Origin of the sequence: Companilactobacillus sp. FL22-1, from assembly GCF_043951805.1 — a bacterium.
GTDB lineage: Bacteria > Bacillota > Bacilli > Lactobacillales > Lactobacillaceae > Companilactobacillus.
Genome location: NZ_JBINJY010000009.1, coordinates 48,107 through 67,163 on the forward strand (window position 1 = coordinate 48,107; position 19,057 = coordinate 67,163).

Below are 19,057 nucleotides of genomic sequence, written 5' to 3' on the forward strand. Positions count from 1 at the left end.
GTGAAAATATGGCAGAGAAGGATTTATATGATGAATTTGAGACGATTACTAATCAATTGAATGATATAAGTAAAAAAGTTTCTTTGCTAAAAGAGGAGCTATCTAAGACTCTTGAGGAAAAGGAAGAGTTGAAGATTGAGAACCAAAATCTTCGTAAGCATTTGGAAAAAATGGGTTATGAGGATAAAGATGTTAAAGGAAATGAATTGTCATACTCACGGTTAAACTTAGAGAGTTTATATCGCAAGGGATTCCATGTATGTCAGCAATTCTATGGGACCCATCGTAAAGATCAAGAAGAATGTATCTTTTGTACAAATGTTCTTTATGGCAGTAATGACAAGGGTCACAAAAAAGTTAAAATTAGATAAGGGGAGCTATTTGAATGAAAGAACAAAGGAGTTTTGTTGATAATTCGAAGGGCTGCCTTTTTTTAGTGCCAACACCAATTGGTAACTTAGAGGACATGACTTTTCGGGCTGTTAACACGCTCAAAGAAGCAGATTTGGTAGCGGCAGAAGATACCCGTAATACCAAAAACTTATTAAATCATTTTGAAATATCAACAGAATTAATAAGTTTTCATGAACATAATACTGCACAGAGAATTCCAGAATTAATAGAAAAAATGAATGCTGGTCAAAAAATTGCTCAAGTCAGTGACGCAGGTACGCCTTCAATCAGTGATCCTGGTAAAGAATTGGTCAAAGCAGCTATCAAGGAAAAAATTCCAGTCGTGCCTTTACCAGGAGCTACTGCCTCGGTGACAGCATTAATTGCATCAGGAATTGCTCCACAGCCATTTTATTTTTATGGCTTTTTGCCTCGCAAGGGTAAGGAAAGAACTGCAGTGTTAGTTGATTTGGCTCAGCGTTTCGAAACAACGATCGTGTATGAATCACCTTATCGTGTGAAGAAAACGATCCAAGATTTAATCGAAAACTTTGGTCCTAAGCGCCAGATAACCTTAGCTCGTGAGTTGACCAAAATTCATGAGGCCTTTTTACGAGGTACGCTTGAACAGGTGGCTGATTATTATCAAGAAAATGATCCTAAAGGGGAGTATGTTTTGATTATTTCTGGGAAACCAGTTGAAGCAATCAAGGCAGAATCAGATTCTGATTTAGTTTCCGCAATCGACGATTTAATTGAACAAGGCCAAAAGCCTAACAAGGCTATTAAAGAAGTCGCTTTGCAAAATGGTTTGAAAAAGCAAGCGGTCTATAATCTTTATCACGGAATTGGAGAGGAAGAATAGTGACTGAGAAACAAACATATTCTATCGAAATGGAAGTACCATATTACTTCGTTAACTTTTCTGGCGAGATGCGTCTATCTGCTTTGATCGACATCATGCTCTTGACTTCAGAGAAGCAATTACATCAGTCTGACGTTGACAGTACTGAAATGGTTCAAAACGAAGGTCTTGGTTGGGTCGTCGTCCAATATCACATGGATATCGAGCAAATGCCTAAGCTAGGACAGAAACTGAAAATTACTACTCAAGCAACTAGCTATAACAAATATTTCTTCTACCGAAACTTTTGGATCGAAGATGAAACTGGTGCAACGATTGTAAAGGCTGAGAGTGCTTTTGTTTTGATCGATATCAAGGAACGTAAAATCGTCAGTGCTGCTGACCGATTGGCTGATAAGTTTGGTGCCGAGGAAACAAGCAAACTGAAGCGGTTTAATCGTTTGAAAGTTCCAGACAGCTACGACTTTGAGCAACCGCAACATATCGGTTACTACAATATTGATGTTAATAAACATGTTAATAATTCATATTATTTCGATTGGATGGTTGATACCTTAGACTTCGATTTTATCGGCAGTCACAGCTTAAAGAGCATGGATATCAAATATGATAAAGAGTTAAATATGGAGAGTGAACCAGTGGCTTATGCCAAAATTGATAATACGAATAATAAATCTATTCATTGGATTAAGGATGGGGACGTTCTGAACGTTGTAGCACAATTAGAGTGGAAAAATAAATAATTTCCGAAACTAATCACTTGTCAGTGTTCAAAAAAGTGGTATTATTTACGAGTAATAAAAATTTGGGGTAGGATTCAAGGCGTTAAGTGCTGATGGAACGGAATGTGAACATCGGACAAAGAGTTTTCTCGCGATCTTGTTTCCGCATTCGCCACTTTATATATGTCTCTTTTTGCCTATATCTGGTGGCAGCTCCGTTTAGGAGATGTCGATTATGAACAGTAGAAGTACAAGTATTAGTGTGCAAGAAGTTACCTGGATGTCGTTGTTGATCGCTTTACAGATCGTCTTGTCGCAATTAACATTTGGAAGTAACATCTTGAAAGTAGGGTTTAGCTTTCTTTCAATTGGGTTATTAGGGTATTATTTTGGACCTTTTAAAGCAGCTTTGGCAAATGTGTTAGCTGATATTATCAGTAACGTAGTGTTGCCTTCAGCCGGTGGTTTCTTTATTGGATTCACCTTTTCGGCTTTAGTAGCAGGTTTGATTTATGGCTTGGTGCTTTACAATCACAAAGTAACCGTCTTAAGAACTTTCTTAGCAGTTTTCTTAATTGTTTTGATTGTAAATACCGGAATGAATACAGTTTGGATTCACATGATGACACATGTTCCATATCCAGCATTATTGGTACCAAGGCTTCCTAAAGAGGCATTCAGTTTGATTTACCAGACTGGTATCTTATATATCATCCTTAAGTGGATCGATAGTTCAAAGTTTAGTAAGATCGGCCGTTAAGGTCGGTTTTTTTTTGTGCAAAATTCTGTGTTAAAATAGGTCTTATGAAGAATGAGGGATAATTATGAAAATATTAGCATTTGATACATCTAATAAGCCGCTATCCGTTGCGGTCGTAGTTGATGGTAAAGTTTTAGCTCATTTGGAGTCGACCGAAAAGAAGACTCACAGTATTACTATTTTGCCAGATATTAAAAAGGCTTTGCGTGAAGCCAATTTATCAGTGAATGATCTTGATATGATTGCCGTAGCTAAAGGACCAGGTTCTTATACCGGTGTTAGAATTGCTGTGACAGTCGCCAAGACACTAGCTGATACCTTAAATAAAAAGCTAGTTGGCGTTTCCAGTTTGGAACTCTTAGCTGCCAATGGCGATAAAGCTCATATTTTAGTGCCATTAATGGATGCTAGAAATGACAATGCCTTTGCTGGAGTTTATCAAAATTCACGTGATAAATTCGTCAGCATTGTTGGTGATCATCACACTTCAATGGCAAAGTTGTTTGCCCAATTGGAACAGTATAATGAAGATCAATTAGAGTTCATTAATGCAACGCCAAGACTCCAAGAATTAATTCAAAATCAATTTCCGAACGCTAAGATCCTTACAACTGAAGATTCATTGCCTGATGCAGCTAAACTTGCCCAGTTAGCTGAGTCGAAGAAACCAGTCACTGACATTGATAGCTTTGTACCAACTTACCTTCGTTTGACACAAGCTGAACATGATTGGTATGAACAAGGACATAAGGACAATGGCAATGTTTCTTATGTTGAAGAAGTTTAAAAATTTTTTCTCTAATAAAAAAGCGAAATTTGATTTTGAAGAACAACAAGTCCGTTTAGCTGACCAGCATTTTATCTTAAGAAAAGCAGTTCAAAAAGATGCGATTCAATATATGAAAATCCAAGAGACTATTTATCCGATACCTGTTCCTTGGCCAGTTGATATTGTGGAAATGGAAATAGATAATCGCAATGCACTTTATTTGTCGCTAGTCGATCAAGCTAAAGTGATTGCCTTTATTGGTGTTTCCTTGAGTGATAAAAAAGAAGCTCATATTACAAATTTAGCGGTCCATGCAGATTACCATAATTTAGGAATCGGTCATTTACTGTTGAATCAAGTTTTCAAGTATTGTCGACAACGCGAATATCAAAAAATGTCTTTAGAAGTAGATGTTACTAATAGTTCAGCTTTAGCCTTATACGATGCTTTTGGCTTTAAAGTACGGACTGTTCATAAAAAGTATTATTTGAGAAATCATCATGATGCGTGGGAAATGGTGGTTGATCTGTGAGGAGATTATTGTGAAAAAGGATACCTTAATATTATCGTTTGAAAGCAGCTGTGATGAGACTTCAGTTGCAGTCATCAAAAACGGTAACGAGATTTTAGCAAATATTATTGCAACACAAATCAAAAGTCATCAACGTTTTGGGGGAGTGGTTCCAGAAGTCGCTAGTCGCCATCATGTTGAAGAGATTACTAAGTGCATCAATTTAGCTTTGGATGAAGCTAAGGTCGGATATAATGATTTAGATGCCGTTGCCGTCACTTACGGACCTGGATTAGTAGGTTCACTTTTGATCGGTATTATGGCCGCCAAAACGGTCGCCTTTGCTCATGAACTACCTTTGATCAAGGTCAATCATTTAGCAGGCCATATTTATTCGGCTAATTTTGTGACAGAATTAAAATATCCATTCATGTCACTGTTAGTTTCCGGAGGTCACACCGAATTAGTCTTAGTTACTGCACCAGGAGTTTTTAAGACCCTAGGCGATACACGAGATGATGCCGTTGGTGAAGCTTATGACAAGATTGGTCGGGTACTTGGTATCAACTATCCAGCTGGTAAAAAAGTCGATCAGATGGCTGCTATTGGTCAAGATACCTTTGATTTTCCTCGGGCTATGGTTCAAGAAGATAATTTGGACTTTAGTTTCAGCGGTTTGAAGAGTGCTTTTATCAATACTGTTCACCATGCCGATCAAATTCATCAAGAGTTGAATAAAGATGATTTGGCAGCAAGTTTTCAAGCAGCAGTTTTAGATATCTTAACGAATAAGACCTTTAGAGCTTTGAAACAACACCCCGTTCAGCAACTTGTCGTCGGTGGTGGAGTTTCAGCTAATCAAGGCTTGAGAAAACGACTGGCAGAAGAAATCAAGAACCGTCATCTAGATATGGAACTAGTCTTCCCGCCACTGAGACTTTGTGGCGACAATGCGGCAATGATCGGTGCAATGGCACAGATTCAGTATGATAAAAAAGACTTTGCTGATTTAGATTTGAATGCTGACCCTAGCTTAGATTTTGATATGGAATAAACCAAAAATGTCCTGCGATTTTTTAATCGAGGACATTTTTTTAATAACCTACTAAATTCAATAATTTTTATGATATATTTTACTTATAGCTTATAAAAAATTGTTGTTAGAGGTTGATATGATGGGAGATAGAATCAGTTTAGGGTTAGATATTGGCGTGGCTTCAGTTGGTTTTAGCGTATTGAATATTGATCAAGGAAAGGTAGTTGAATTAGGCGCTAGATTGTTTAACGCTAAAATTGCTGAGGGTAACCAAGATCGCCGTAGTATGCGTGGTTCCAGAAGGCTTTTAAATCGTAATCGTCAACGTCGCCTAGATACTTTGAAGCTCTTTAAAGAAGTAGGCCTAGTGGATGAATTGACTAATAATAATGCTAATCCTTATGCCTTGAGAGTTAAGGGATTGTCTGAACAATTAGCCAAAGAAGAATTAGCTGAAAGTTTATATCAAATCGTCAAGCACAGGGGCATTAGTTATGATTTGAAAGATGCTGATACGGATTTCGACGGTACTGGCACGGATTATTCAAGTAGTCTAAGATTGAATAATCAAGAATTAAAAACTAAAACGCCTGCTGAAATTCAATTGAAACGGTTGAATGAGCTCGGTGAAGTTCGTGGCAAAGTAGTTGTCAATCAAGATCTTGATTCTCAGAAAGTATTACTGAATGTTTTTCCAACTGCTGACTATGAAAAGGAAGCACGTCGGATTATTTCCAAGCAAAGAGAATTTTATCCAGATATTTTAACAACTGATTTTGAGGATCAATATTGTGATATTTTGACACGAAAACGTGATTATTTTGTAGGACCGGGTAGTGAAAAATCAAGAACAGATTATGGAATATATAAAGAAGATGGCCGAACTTTAAAGAATTTATTTGAGGAATTGATTGGTCATGATAAAATTTTCCCCGATGAATTGAGGGCTTCAGGTGCCTCATACACCGCCCAGCTATTTAATGTTTTAAATGATTTAAATAATCTACGAATCTTAAGTTATGAGGATGAAAAACTTACACAGACAGATAAAGAAGATATTATTGATGAATTAAGACATAACACTACGAGTGTAAATATGATAAATTTAATTCGAAAAATAACTGGCTGTGAAAAGGATGATATCAAAGGATATCGAATCGATAGTCAAAATAAGCCTGAAATAAGCTCAATGAAGATTTATCGAAAGGTTCATAAGGACTTTCTCAAAGCTGATGTTGATGTAAATAAATGGCCAGTGCAATTTATTGATGAACTTAGTCCTATTTTGACTTTGAATACAGAAAATGCAGAAATTCGTAAACGAATCAATCAAGAATTAGTTTCAAAATATGACTTTTTGGATGAGAATTTGGTTCAACTTATTGTTGATAATAAAGCTAGTTTTGATGTTACTACGAATAATAAATGGCATCGTTTCTCATTGAAGACAATGAATGAGCTGATTCCAACGATGCTGTCACGACCAGTTGAACAAATGACGCTATTAAATGAATTGGGATTAGTTAAAAAAGATACAAAGAAATTTGCTGCAAATAAGTATTTACCTTATCGACAAATTGCTCGTGATATTTATAATCCTGTGGCTGCTAAGGCTGTTAGAGAGGCTTTAAAAATAGTAAATGCGGTTTTGAAAAAATATGGTCACATAGACTATTTGGTTGTCGAAATGCCTAGGGATAAGAATTTAGACGATGCGAAAAAGCAAATTGAGACATTCCAAAAAATAATCGAGTTGCCAAAGATAAGGCATATGAAGCTTTCGTATCTGCTGTTGGTGATGAGAGAAAAGTTAAGATAGCTTTGAGTAAGAGTAGAAAGCTACAAACTTCTATTCGATTGTGGTATCAACAAGATGAAATTGATCCTTACAATGGAGAAACAATCAATCCAGTTGAAATGATCGATAATCCAGACAAATTTGAGATTGACCATATTATTCCACAATCGATATCTTTTGATGATAGTCTGAGCAATAAAACTTTATGTTTCTCCTCAATGAATCAAATCAAGGGTCAAAAGACTCCGTTTGAATTTCTCAATGAAGGTCATGGTGTTGGTTTTGATAAATTTAAAGCGATTGTTTCGGGTAATCCTCGATTTGATAAAAATAAACGTCATAACTATTTGTTTAATGAGAATGTTAGTGATATCGAGACCAGAAAGCGATTTATAGCTAGAAATTTAGTCGATACTCGTTATTCCTCCAGGGTTGTACTGAATAGTTTGCAAGAATTCTTTAATGAGAAGAATGAAGAAACTAAGGTTACCGTGATTAGAGGAAAATTTACTTCTAATATGCGTAAACATTGGCATATTGATAAGACAAGAGAAACTTTCCATCATCATGCTATTGATGCTTCAATAATTGCTGCGACTCCATTCTTGAGAATGTGGAAAAAAGGTGCCAGCATTTTTCCAGTTAAAGTTGGAGAAAAATCAATCGATATTGAAACTGGAGAAATACTAGATGATGAAGAGTTTGATAAGGCAATGTATGAGCAGCCATATAACGGTTTTGTTTCTGAAATTATGACAGCTGATGAACGTATCAAGTTTTCACATCAAGTTGATAAAAAAATGAATCGTAAAGTCAGTGATGCAACGATTTATTCCACTAGAATGGGACAACTTTCTAAGGATAAAAAATCGGCAGAATATATTGTCTCCAAAGTAAAAGATATCTATTCGGTGGATGGATTTAAGAATTTCAAGAAAGTTTACGACAAAGATAAAACAAAGTTCTTGCTCGCTAAATATGATCCCAGAACTTTTGAAATGATAGAACAGATTCTAGTTGATTATCCAGAAAAAATTGATCAAACCCAGCAAAATGGCAAGGTCAAATCGGTAGACATAAGTCCATTTGAATTGTATCGACAAAATCATGGATTATTAAAAAAGTATTCCAAACATGGTAACGGCCCCGTGATAAAGCAACTCAAGTACCTAGATAAAAAATTAGGCTCTCACATTGATATCACACCTGAAAATGCTAGAGGCAAACATGTTGTTTTACAATCATTAAAACCTTGGCGAACGGACGTATACTTTAATCATGCAACTAATGAATATGAAATAATGGGTATTAAATATTCAGACCTTAAATTCAATAGTCATGAAGGATATGGCATCAAGAAGAATAAGTACCTATCCATTAAGAGACATGAAAAAGTCTCTGATGATTCAGAATTTATGTTCAGCTTATATCGTAAGGATCGGATTAAAGTTGAGAATATGGAAACAGGTGAAGCAGTTGAGTTACTGTTCTGGTCACGTACAAAGGACGCTCAAAAGGGCTACGCCGAATTAAAACCTGTGGATCGGATGGATAATGAGGATACAAATTGGCCAGTATATGGAAATGCAAAAAAACAGATTCAGAAAAGATTAGTTCCTAAAAATTGTAAAATTTGGAAAATTAATACGAATATTTTAGGTGATCCATATTATCTTGAGAAAGAGTCCGAAAATCCTAAAGATATCCTTGATTAATTGTTTTAAAATTGATAATATTATTGGCGTAAGGGACGCCTTATATGTTTGAACGTTCATTCGACTTAGATTTAGTTTTACTGTTTCTAAATCTTTGAAGATCTACAAAAATAAGGATTTATTCCGAATTTACCATCTATTTGAAAAAATAGATGGTTTTTTTTTCGAAAAAATCTGGAGGTGATTGCTTTGGGATGGAGAATAGTTCATGTAAAAGAAGGAGATATTTTAAGGTTGCGCCTAGATAACCTGGAAGTTAGAAAGAAAGAAACTAAGGTATATATTCCTTTGTCCGATATTACAATGATTGTTTTGGAAGGAAATCGCACCTTGATTACGACCAAGCTATTATCTAGTTTGAGCCAAAATAATGTTGGTTTAGTAATCTGTGATGATAAATATTTGCCAGTAGGAATATATTTACCTTATGGACAATATCACCATTATTCTAAGCGTGTAATTAAGCAGGCAAGTTGGACCGCAGATTTAAAAGGAATGATTTGGCAAAAAGTAATTGAACAAAAAATGAACAATCAGGTTGACTATGCGAGATATTCAGGAGTTGAAGCGAGCAGATTACTTTTGATGGAAGATTTAATCAAGGATCTTTTAGTTGGAGATACAAGTAATCGTGAAGGTCATGTCGCAAAAGTTTATTTTGACTCATTGTATGGGAAATCGTTTACCAGGGATGATGACAATGTGATTAATGCTGCTATGAATTTTGGCTATGCGATTGTTAGGTCCTGCATGGCTAGAATCGTGGTTGGAAATGGCTTAGTCACCATGTTAGGAATTTTTCATCGAAATGAATTTAATAGTTTTAATTTAGTGGATGACTTGATGGAACCGTATCGTCCGTTAATGGATTATTGGATCAATGAATTTGTAATTACTGATCAAGATTATTTGAGTTATGAGTCGAGACTAAAGATCATCGAATTTATGAATCAAAAAATTAAGATTCAGAATAAAAAAATGACAATTGATAATTCAATGCAAGAATATGTTGCAAGTTTCATTGAATCAATGGAGGAACACGATCCAGAACTTTTAATTAAAATTGATTTGAATAATTTTGTGGGTGAAAGAAGTTGAAATATCAAAATATGAGAATGCTATGTATGTTTGATTTACCTGTTGATACACCAAATGAAAGAAGACAGTATCGAATCTTTAGAAAAGAACTCATCAGAAGTGGTTTCACAATGTTGCAGTATTCTGTTTATTATCGAGCCATTCAAAATCGGGCAGCCAGTAAAAAGTATGAAAGAAATCTAAAACAATTTCTTCCAGTTCATGGTGAAGTCAGATTAATAGCAGTAAGCGAAAAACAATTCAATGATATGCAGATATTGGTTGGAAGTCGAAGTAAGCAAGAGGTCCTTGTTGGAAATAAGGAGCTGGTTAGTATATGAGATTAAAAATTGAATTGGAAGATGGTCATTTTCTGGATATTGATTTTGATGACATCATTTATATCGTTGGAATGGATCAGTTAAAGTTATGGCGAGTCTTTCGTAGCTTTTATTATTATTTCAATAAGGATCCACAGTTATTGGAAAATGTTTATGGAGAAAATTCTATTGAATTACTCGTAGATGAACAGCCAATTTCAAAGAAGAACAACACTGTTTATTTCTTAAACAATAGAGAAAGCATTTATCATCAGATGATTTATAAGAAAGAGTCATTATTGTTTGATCTTTTGAATAGCCTTGATAGCAATCTAGAAGTTGATTATTCAATTGAAAATATTAATAACCAACAACTTAAATTGGAAATAGCTGTACAAAAATTGTTAGAAACATATTCTAATAACCTGAGAATTGAGTTTAAGAACAATACATATTTGGAATTCTTAAAAAATAATTTGTTGATTAGTTATGAAACTAAATCTGCCAGTTATCCATTGGAATTAATGGATACCGAAGTGTTATTAGATGAATTTCTCAATTTTTTGAAGTTCAAATTACAGGATAATGGGACACCAGTTTGGTTGATTTTATATAATATGGATAGTTTTATTTCAAAGTCAGCCCAATTCGATTTTATGAAACGTATTCAAAACTTGGTTGATCAATATGATTTAAAAGTTGTTTATCTTGGCAACAATTTGGACTCAGTACCGATTGGAGCTAGTGATCTTGAAAAAGTGGTAATTGCTAGTAAAGATTTTCATCAATTATTACCCAATCCAGAATTATTTAATTCTGTTAAAATGCATTATCCTAATGAATTGTTGCAAACAGAAAATCAATTTGTTAAATCTATGAAAAGAATAGTGCCATTCGTAGGAAAAGATAACCAAGTGTTTATTTCTAATAAAGATTTGGTATTATTAAAGGTGATCAATGAAATTTTAGGTTACGAGACGTCGTATGACCTAGATTCACAGTTGATTTCTGATGCAGAAACTAAATATTTGAAGGATTGATTTTGTTGATTTTTTTAATTTGAGGTTTTTGTACCTTCAAAGATTTAGAAACAGTAAAACGAGCAAGTAGCACGAGTTTTAAACCTATAGGTTTTTGTACCTTCAAAGATTTAGAAACAGTAAAACTTATGCCAATATGACCAGTTAGTCCATACAGTTTTTGTACCTTCAAAGATTTAGAAACAGTAAAACGTTACTGTCCTCATCTTGATAGACAAGCATGTTTTTGTACCTTCAAAGATTTAGAAACAGTAAAACCAATTGCCAAGTCTTTATAACGGTCGCCTAGTTTTTGTACCTTCAAAGATTTAGAAACAGTAAAACAAAGTCTGATGGTCAAGTAACCGTCAGTAAGTTTTTGTACCTTCAAAGATTTAGAAACAGTAAAACCAATCAATGCGCTGCATGAGATACAAGCCGAGTTTTTGTACCTTCAAAGATTTAGAAACAGTAAAACAGAGTTAGACAAAATAAGAAAATGGTTTTTGTTTTTGTACCTTCAAAGATTTAGAAACAGTAAAACAGCATTATTTGCAACTGATAATAAAGACCTGTTTTTGTACCTTCAAAGATTTAGAAACAGTAAAACAGAAAATGGGTTAGCTTCAAAACTGACAAGGTTTTTGTACCTTCAAAGATTTAGAAACAGTAAAACTTTCCAACGTCTCCATCTGGAAGGTCCGATGTTTTTGTACCTTCAAAGATTTAGAAACAGTAAAACTAATGCAAGCATTTTAATAATCGTTTGCTGGTTTTTGTACCTTCAAAGATTTAGAAACAGTAAAACTGATATGTCTTCTACTGCCGACATGTCCATGTTTTTGTACCTTCAAAGATTTAGAAACAGTAAAACAAATATTAATACTGATTGGACGCCAGCCCCGTTTTTGTACCTTCAAAGATTTAGAAACAGTAAAACGATTGAGTCTGAATCTGAAAAGAACGAGAGGTTTTTGTACCTTCAAAGATTTAGAAACAGTAAAACATTCACTGCTGATGATTTTATCAATGGTGCGTTTTTGTACCTTCAAAGATTTAGAAACAGTAAAACTACTGATTATAATTTTACAGATCCAGAAACGTTTTTGTACCTTCAAAGATTTAGAAACAGTAAAATATTGTCGTGTGCTAATTTGCTTCGTTCCTTGTTTTTGTACCTTCAAAGATTTAGAAACAGTAAAACATCAAATAGTGTCGTTGAATTATTTGTCGTGTTTTTGTACCTTCAAAGATTTAGAAACAGTAAAACATGTATGAACTAGCGAATGTGCTAGCAATTGTTTTTGTACCTTCAAAGATTTAGAAACAGTAAAACACAGTGCCTTACGAGTTTATAACAGCGAATGTTTTTGTACCTTCAAAGATTTAGAAACAGTAAAACCTCAGCTGAAGACAATTTATCCAGTGTCGCTGTTTTTGTACCTTCAAAGATTTAGAAACAGTAAAACAGGGCGAATGACTAAGCGTACTTTTGCTTGGTTTTTGTACCTTCAAAGATTTAGAAACAGTAAAACACTTTTTCGATAATCAGCGATTCGAAACAAGTTTTTGTACCTTCAAAGATTTAGAAACAGTAAAACGTTACATGAAGGCTTAAATTCCAAACTTTCGTTTTTGTACCTTCAAAGATTTAGAAACAGTAAAACCATGAGCATTAGCAGTATCAGTATCTATTAGTTTTTGTACCTTCAAAGATTTAGAAACAGTAAAACAAATATTAATACTGATTGGACGCCAGCCCCGTTTTTGTACCTTCAAAGATTTAGAAACAGTAAAACGATTGAGTCTGAATCTGAAAAGAACGAGAGGTTTTTGTACCTTCAAAGATTTAGAAACAGTAAAACGGACTGTTTTAATGATCGAGCCATCGAAGTGTTTTTGTACCTTCAAAGATTAAGAAACAGTAAAACGATTGTGCTGGCTAACTATTCGTTGTTCCTGTTTTTGTACCTTCAAAGATTTAGAAACAGTAAAACTCAAAGCCATTACAAAATACCTAAGTATCGCCCTTCGTACGATTTAAGTAAATATACAAACATCCAAGTAAGATAATTCCAATCGATAAAAACATCTAATCCACCTATCCAAAGTTATAACAACTTTGGTTTTTTTATTTTCTAACTATTAAGATTCTAACTAATTTTTCCTCAGGAATAGTTTTTTCATTTTCAAAGAATTATAATTCCAATGAGTGTGTTTCAAATATATAGCGAATCGTTTAATATGTGGTAGGTGTATTCATGAAAACAAGTACGAAAATTTCTTACGTAATTTTGAAGTATGACGATCAAACTGATAATATTTATACCAAGACTTCTAACAATGAGCATCATGTTTATGAAATTCCAGCGTTTAATTTTATTCAAAAACGTGATGCAAAGCTTTCGGATATTAAAACTTACTTGTTAGAAAAAATCGTTGATTTTGATACTTTTATTGATGCCAATCATATTTTTATTCCTTTTGTTAAGGTGTCATTTTCCAAAGATTCGATAATTTATAATTACGTGGCGGTAATTTTTGAATCAACGCAGGATGCTTTTTCATCGTTGAATTATGAATCTTGGCATCGTGTGAAGTACGATCGTCAATTGAAGTTCTGGGAATTGAATTGGGGCAGCGGCTTGACTGATCCGACTGATTTTAAGTTTCCCGATGTGTCTGTGAATGATTTTGTCGCAAATCCTAAAAATAGCGATGAAATAACTTTCAATAATGTCATGCACTTTATCTTCAATCAAACGGATGATTTTCCTATTCTGGGATTAATGTCAGGCAATCAATTTACGATGAAACAAGTATTTCACTATCAGGACCTATTAGGGATGGAGACGCTGAAGGCTGGTAACAACGCAACGTTTGAAAGTCAGTATTCGCGTTCAATTCAAATAATTGACGACAATCGGTTAACTACTTCCTATAAAATTAAAAATAGTTTTTTACAAAAATAAATAGTCATGAATAAATCTAGAATGGTTTATTCATGGCTATTTTAAGCTAAGCGTTTGTAATAGAATATTTATATGACGACTTACTAATAGGAGAACAAAAATGGGCGAATTATTGATCAAAAATCTTCACGTTGAAGTTATCGATGAAGAGAAAAAAACTAGTAAAGAGATCTTAAAAGGGGTCAATCTGTCGATGAAGACGGGCCAGATCCATGCGATCATGGGTCCAAACGGTACTGGTAAATCGACGCTTTCCGAAACGATCATGGGTCAAAAAAACTATCACGTCACTCAGGGCGATATTATTTTGAACGGTGAAAGTATTTTGGATATGCCTGTCGACCAACGTGCTCGAAAAGGGCTTTTCTTAGCGATGCAATATCCAGCTGAGATACCTGGTGTCACTAATGCCGAATTTTTACGGGCAGCGATCAATGCCCGCAGACCAGAAAATGACAAGATCTCGGTGATGGATTTTCTTAAAGAACTCGATAAGAATTTGGCCTTATTAGATATGAGTGAAGCGATGACGGAACGTTATCTCAATGAAGGATTTTCTGGTGGCGAGAAAAAGCGTAATGAGATCTTACAATTACTGATGATCAAACCTAGTTTTGCTTTACTAGACGAGATCGATTCAGGACTTGATATCGATGCTCTAAAAGTTGTCTCAAAAGGGGTCAATTCGATGCGGGGCAGTGACTTTGGAGCTTTGATCATCACGCATTATCAACGATTATTGAATTACATCAAACCTGACGTCGTACATGTAATGATGGATGGTCAGATCGTTAAAACTGGTGATGCCACATTGGCCGAGAAGCTGGAAGATGAAGGTTATGCTGGTTTGCGAGATGAATTAGGACTAGATGTTAATTTGATCGATGATTAAGGGGATATTATGACAATGACAAGTAATGAACCGGCTTGGTTTGCTCAAAAAAGACAGTCCGCAAAAGCTTTGATCGAGCAATTACCCATGCCTCAAATTCAACGATTCAATTTTCGTAATTGGCAATTGACGCCTGAAACTAACGGTCAGATTGCTACAAAAGTTTCATCTGACCACCAAGATTATGTTTTGATGGATCTCTTCGAAGCACTTTTAGTTTATCCAGATTTGATCAAGCAATATTACATGGAAAAAGTCGTCAAGTTTGATGAAAATAAACTGACTGCTTACCATACCGCTTATTTGAATCAAGGTATCTTTCTCTATGTACCAAAGGATACCGTGGTTGAACAACCGATCGAGGTCAATTTACAACAAGATTCTGATCGGACCAATGTCGCACATGTTTTGATAATTGCTGGTGAAAATTCGAAGTTTTCTTTCATCCAAAAGACAACTACTCGTGGCGAAACTAAGAGTGTCACCAATAGTATCGTTGAGATCATGGCCATGCCTAATAGTATCGTTAAATATGCGGCAGTCGATGAACTTGGTGAGAATGTGACTTCCGTTATTAGCCGTAGAGCTTATGTCGATCGTGATGCCTATGTTGACTGGTCGATTGGTTTGATGAATTCAGGCGATACGGTGGCTGACTTTGATACGGATCTGTATGGCGAAGGTGCTCATTCAGAGATCAAAGTTGTTGATATCACAACTGGTCGCCAACAAGAGGGCGTAAATACTCGTGTGACTAACTATGGCAAACATTCAATCGGCAATATCAATCAACGGGGCGTGATCATGGATCGTTCCAGACTGATCTTCAATGGGATCGGCCATATTATCAAGGGTGCTTCTGGTGCTAACGCCGAACAACAAAATCGAGTGATGATGATGTCATCCAAAGCTCACGGTGATGCTAATCCAATCTTATTGATCGATGAAAATGATGTTTTAGCTGGTCATGCCGCTAGTGTCGGTCAAGTTGATCAAAAGCAGCTCTACTATTTGATGAGTCGGGGGATCGATCGGAATACGGCCAAACGGATGGTCATTCGAGGCTTCTTAGGAGATGTCTTAATGTCGATCCCTTCCCAGACTATTCGGGAACAATTAATTGAAACGATTGAGAGGAAATTAGCTGATGGACAAACAATTTCAGACAATACGAAGTGATTTCCCAATTCTTGATCAAACCGTAAACGATGAACCATTAGTTTACTTAGATAGTGCTGCGACCAGTCAAAAACCAAATCAAGTGCTCGATGAATTGATGCACTATTATAAAAATGACAATGCCAACACTCATCGAGGCGTTCATACTCTAGGACAAAGAGCAACTGAAGCATTTGAATTAGCTCGAAAAAAAGTCCAAAAGTTTATCAATGCCAAAGAGAGTAAAGAAATTATTTTTACTAAAGGTGCCACTGATAGTTTGAATTTAGTCGCTAGTACTTACGGACAAGAAAATATCCACGCTGGCGATGAGATCGTGATCACCTATATGGAACATCACAGTAATTTAATTCCATGGCAACAGCTGGCAAAACGTAAAAAAGCGGTGTTGAAATATATCAAACTGACTGCCGATGGACAGTTAGATATGAACGATGCAAAAGATAAGATCACTACTAAGACGAAGATCGTTGCCGTTGCCCATGCTAGTAATGTTTTAGGTGTCACAAATGATATCAAGCAATTGGCCGCTCTAACGCATGAAAATGGTGGGGTGATAGTCGTAGATGGTGCTCAAGCAGTTCCCCATTTGCCAGTAGATGTTCAAGCACTAGACGCTGATTTCTATGCTTTCTCTGGACATAAGATGTTAGCACCGATGGGTATTGGTGTCTTATATGGCAAAGCTCAACTTCTAAACGCGATGCCGCCTTATCAATACGGTGGTGAGATGATCAATTTCGTCGAGAAATTTCAGAGTTCCTGGGCCGATATCCCTTGGAAATTTGAAGCGGGAACTCAAAATGTGGCTGGTGCGATCGGTTTAGGACAGGCCATTGACTATCTGGAAGCAATCGGTATGGACAAGATCGTCGACTATGAACAAGAGTTAGTCAGTTACGTTTTACCTAAACTGTTGAATATCGATGGTTTAACCGTCTATGGCCCACATGATCCTCAATTACACAGTGGCGTTATTTCCTTTAACCTAGCTGATCTGCACCCACATGATCTAGCCACAGCGTTAGATATGGAGGGAGTAGCCATTCGAGCTGGCCATCATTGTGCTCAGCCTTTGATGAAGTATCTGGATGTGACGGCCACGGCTAGAGCTAGTTTTTATATTTATAATAATAAGCAGGATGCGGACACATTAGTTCGGGCAATCTGTGAGACAAAGGAGTTCTTTAAAGTATGAGTTTAAAAGGTTTGAATAATTTATATCGAGAAGTTATTTTGGACCACTCAGAACATCCTCATCACAAACAGAGCTTACCTGAAGCGACTAATAAAATAACTTTGAAAAATCCAACTTGTGGAGACGTGATCAACTTAGAATTAAAAGTTACCGATGACACGATCACCGATATTGGCTTTACTGGTGAAGGCTGCACGATCAGTCAATCTTCAGCTAGTATGATGACTGATGCAGTCTTGAATAAAACTAAGGCACAGAGTTTGGAGATGGCCCATATTTTTTCCGATATGGTCATGGGCAAAGAACACTCACAAGCTGAATTAGATAAACTAGGTGATGCGGCGATCCTTTCGAGCATCATGCAATTCCCCGCCCGAATCAAATGTGCCACTTTGTGTTGGTGGGCTTTACGAAAAGCGTTAGGAGATGAGAGCGATGATTGATCTAAATGATTCTGATTATGAATATGGTTTTCATGATGATATCAAGCCTAAATTCTCAACTGGTCGTGGTTTAAGAGAAGAGACAGTCAGAGAGATCTCAGCCGCTAAAAATGAACCTCAGTGGATGTTAGATTATCGCTTGAAGTCATTTGCGGCCTATCAAAAGATGGCCATGCCACCGTTTGGACCAGATCTATCGGATTTAGACCTTGAGAATATGCTTTATTATCAAAAGATGACCGATAAAAAATATCGTGATTGGGACGATGTACCTGACAAGATGAAAGAAACTTTTGACCGCTTAGGGGTCCCTGAAGCTGAACGGAAGTATCTAGGCGGCTCTTCTGCCCAGTATGAATCAGAAGTTGTCTATCACAACATGCGTGAAGAATTTGCCAAATTAGGGATCATCTTCACCGATACTGATACTGCTCTAAAAGAGTACCCAGAGTTATTCAAGAAATGGTTCGGTAAATTAGTCCAACCGACAGATAATAAATTTGCGGCCTTAAACGGTGCTGTTTGGTCTGGTGGTTCCTTTATCTATGTGCCAAAAGGCGTTAGAACTGATATCCCAATCCAGTCGTATTTCCGCTTGAATTCAGAGAACTCTGGACAATTTGAACGGACGTTGATCATCGTTGATGAGGGAGCTAAAGTCGATTACGTTGAAGGCTGTACTGCTCCTAACTATTCTTCGGATAGCTTGCATGCGGCAGTAGTAGAAGTTAATGTTCAAAAGGACGCTTATTGCCGTTATACGACGATTCAAAACTGGTCGGATAATGTTTATAGTCTAGAGACTAAACGAGCCGCAGCCGAAGAGAACGCCACCATGGAGTGGGTCGATGGTAACTTAGGTTCCAAAGTCACGATGAAGTATCCCAGTGTTTATTTGAATGGTGAAAATGCCCGAGGAACGATGCTTTCAATCGCCGTAGCTAGTAACGGTATCCATCAAGATTCTGGAGCTAGAATGATTCATAATGCCAAGAATACTTCTAGTTCGATTGTTTCCAAGTCAATCGCTAAAACTGGAGGTTCAGTCGATTATCGTGGAACAGTGCGTTTTGGGAAACATTCTGATGGCTCCAAAGCTCACGTTGAATGCGATACGATCATCATGGATGATCAGTCATCATCTGATACGATCCCTTATAATGAAATCGATAATGCGAATGTTTCGATGGAGCACGAAGCTAGAGTCTCGAAGATCTCAGAGGAACAGCTTTATTATCTGATGAGCCGTGGTATTTCGGAAGCTAAAGCTACCGAGATGATCGTGATGGGCTTTGTGGAACCATTCACCAAAAAACTGCCAATGGAATATGCCGTAGAATTGAACCGTTTGATCAGTTATGAAATGGAAGGTTCGATCGGCTAGAGGA

Annotated in this window: 18 protein-coding genes, 1 CRISPR repeat array and 1 riboswitch; all 18 genes read left to right on the plus strand. The window is 36.2% G+C overall.

The window, feature by feature from the left end; translation table 11 throughout:
* Nucleotides 1-8: 8 nt before the first annotated feature.
* The 18 genes from ACG72T_RS08700 to sufB all read left to right on the plus strand — a co-directional run bounded on the left by ACG72T_RS08700 (nucleotide 9) and on the right by sufB (nucleotide 19,053).
* Nucleotides 9-371, plus strand: coding sequence for an initiation control protein YabA (locus ACG72T_RS08700; protein ID WP_395265818.1), 363 nt, complete (start codon nucleotides 9-11; stop codon nucleotides 369-371).
* A gap of 14 nt (nucleotides 372-385) precedes the next feature.
* Complete coding sequence (rsmI, locus tag ACG72T_RS08705; protein ID WP_395265819.1) at nucleotides 386-1,258, plus strand: 16S rRNA (cytidine(1402)-2'-O)-methyltransferase; 873 nt, start codon at nucleotides 386-388, stop codon at nucleotides 1,256-1,258.
* A complete protein-coding gene (locus tag ACG72T_RS08710; RefSeq protein ID WP_395265820.1) occupies nucleotides 1,258-2,001 on the plus strand; it encodes an acyl-[acyl-carrier-protein] thioesterase in 744 nt (247 codons plus the stop codon). Before rsmI ends, ACG72T_RS08710 begins: the two co-directional genes overlap by 1 nt.
* Nucleotides 2,002-2,062: 61 nt before the next feature.
* Nucleotides 2,063-2,157, plus strand: a riboswitch (THF riboswitch).
* 58 nt (nucleotides 2,158-2,215) lie between these two features.
* A complete protein-coding gene (locus ACG72T_RS08715) occupies nucleotides 2,216-2,740 on the plus strand; it encodes a folate family ECF transporter S component (protein WP_395265821.1) in 525 nt (174 codons plus the stop codon).
* A 64-nt stretch (nucleotides 2,741-2,804) separates the two neighbouring features.
* Entirely contained in the window at nucleotides 2,805-3,527 is a 723-nt protein-coding gene (gene tsaB / locus ACG72T_RS08720; protein WP_395265823.1) for a tRNA (adenosine(37)-N6)-threonylcarbamoyltransferase complex dimerization subunit type 1 TsaB, read from the plus strand.
* Nucleotides 3,511-4,041, plus strand: coding sequence for a ribosomal protein S18-alanine N-acetyltransferase (gene rimI / locus ACG72T_RS08725; protein WP_395265825.1), 531 nt, complete (start codon nucleotides 3,511-3,513; stop codon nucleotides 4,039-4,041). The genes tsaB and rimI overlap by 17 nt, the downstream gene beginning before the upstream one ends.
* The gene (tsaD, locus tag ACG72T_RS08730) at nucleotides 4,013-5,074 is read left to right on the plus strand and encodes a tRNA (adenosine(37)-N6)-threonylcarbamoyltransferase complex transferase subunit TsaD (protein WP_395265905.1); all 1,062 of its coding nucleotides are present in this window, start codon (nucleotides 4,013-4,015) and stop codon (nucleotides 5,072-5,074) included. Before rimI ends, tsaD begins: the two co-directional genes overlap by 29 nt.
* Before the next feature lie 118 nt (nucleotides 5,075-5,192).
* Nucleotides 5,193-6,875: a type II CRISPR RNA-guided endonuclease Cas9 gene (cas9, locus tag ACG72T_RS08735; protein ID WP_395265826.1), complete on the plus strand. Its 1,683-nt coding sequence runs from the start codon at nucleotides 5,193-5,195 to the stop codon at nucleotides 6,873-6,875.
* 2 nt (nucleotides 6,876-6,877) lie between these two features.
* Nucleotides 6,878-8,569 carry a type II CRISPR RNA-guided endonuclease Cas9 gene (gene cas9, locus ACG72T_RS08740; RefSeq protein ID WP_395265827.1) on the plus strand — a complete coding sequence of 564 codons (1,692 nt, stop codon included), beginning with the start codon at nucleotides 6,878-6,880 and terminating at the stop codon, nucleotides 8,567-8,569.
* A gap of 189 nt (nucleotides 8,570-8,758) precedes the next feature.
* Nucleotides 8,759-9,667 (plus strand): type II CRISPR-associated endonuclease Cas1, encoded by a 909-nt coding sequence (cas1, locus tag ACG72T_RS08745; RefSeq protein ID WP_395265828.1) that lies wholly within the window; start codon nucleotides 8,759-8,761, stop codon nucleotides 9,665-9,667.
* An 11-nt stretch (nucleotides 9,668-9,678) separates the two neighbouring features.
* A complete protein-coding gene (gene cas2 / locus ACG72T_RS08750) occupies nucleotides 9,679-9,987 on the plus strand; it encodes a CRISPR-associated endonuclease Cas2 (RefSeq protein ID WP_395265906.1) in 309 nt (102 codons plus the stop codon).
* Nucleotides 9,984-11,006 (plus strand): CRISPR-associated protein Csn2-St, encoded by a 1,023-nt coding sequence (gene csn2-St / locus ACG72T_RS08755; protein WP_395265829.1) that lies wholly within the window; start codon nucleotides 9,984-9,986, stop codon nucleotides 11,004-11,006. Before cas2 ends, csn2-St begins: the two co-directional genes overlap by 4 nt.
* Nucleotides 11,007-11,030: 24 nt before the next feature.
* Nucleotides 11,031-12,982: a CRISPR direct-repeat array (repeat unit 36 nt; unit sequence GTTTTTGTACCTTCAAAGATTTAGAAACAGTAAAAC).
* A 264-nt stretch (nucleotides 12,983-13,246) separates the two neighbouring features.
* Nucleotides 13,247-13,957: a hypothetical protein gene (locus tag ACG72T_RS08760; protein ID WP_395265830.1), complete on the plus strand. Its 711-nt coding sequence runs from the start codon at nucleotides 13,247-13,249 to the stop codon at nucleotides 13,955-13,957.
* Between the two features lie 100 nt (nucleotides 13,958-14,057).
* Entirely contained in the window at nucleotides 14,058-14,849 is a 792-nt protein-coding gene (gene sufC, locus ACG72T_RS08765; RefSeq protein WP_395265831.1) for a Fe-S cluster assembly ATPase SufC, read from the plus strand.
* Between the two features lie 15 nt (nucleotides 14,850-14,864).
* Nucleotides 14,865-16,028 carry a Fe-S cluster assembly protein SufD gene (gene sufD / locus ACG72T_RS08770; protein ID WP_395265832.1) on the plus strand — a complete coding sequence of 388 codons (1,164 nt, stop codon included), beginning with the start codon at nucleotides 14,865-14,867 and terminating at the stop codon, nucleotides 16,026-16,028.
* Nucleotides 15,997-17,226, plus strand: a complete 1,230-nt coding sequence (locus tag ACG72T_RS08775; protein ID WP_395265833.1) for a cysteine desulfurase — start codon at nucleotides 15,997-15,999, stop codon at nucleotides 17,224-17,226. The genes sufD and ACG72T_RS08775 overlap by 32 nt, the downstream gene beginning before the upstream one ends.
* Nucleotides 17,223-17,669: a Fe-S cluster assembly sulfur transfer protein SufU gene (gene sufU, locus ACG72T_RS08780; protein WP_395265834.1), complete on the plus strand. Its 447-nt coding sequence runs from the start codon at nucleotides 17,223-17,225 to the stop codon at nucleotides 17,667-17,669. The genes ACG72T_RS08775 and sufU overlap by 4 nt, the downstream gene beginning before the upstream one ends.
* Nucleotides 17,662-19,053 (plus strand): Fe-S cluster assembly protein SufB, encoded by a 1,392-nt coding sequence (gene sufB / locus ACG72T_RS08785; protein ID WP_395265835.1) that lies wholly within the window; start codon nucleotides 17,662-17,664, stop codon nucleotides 19,051-19,053. Before sufU ends, sufB begins: the two co-directional genes overlap by 8 nt.
* Nucleotides 19,054-19,057: the final 4 nt, after the last annotated feature.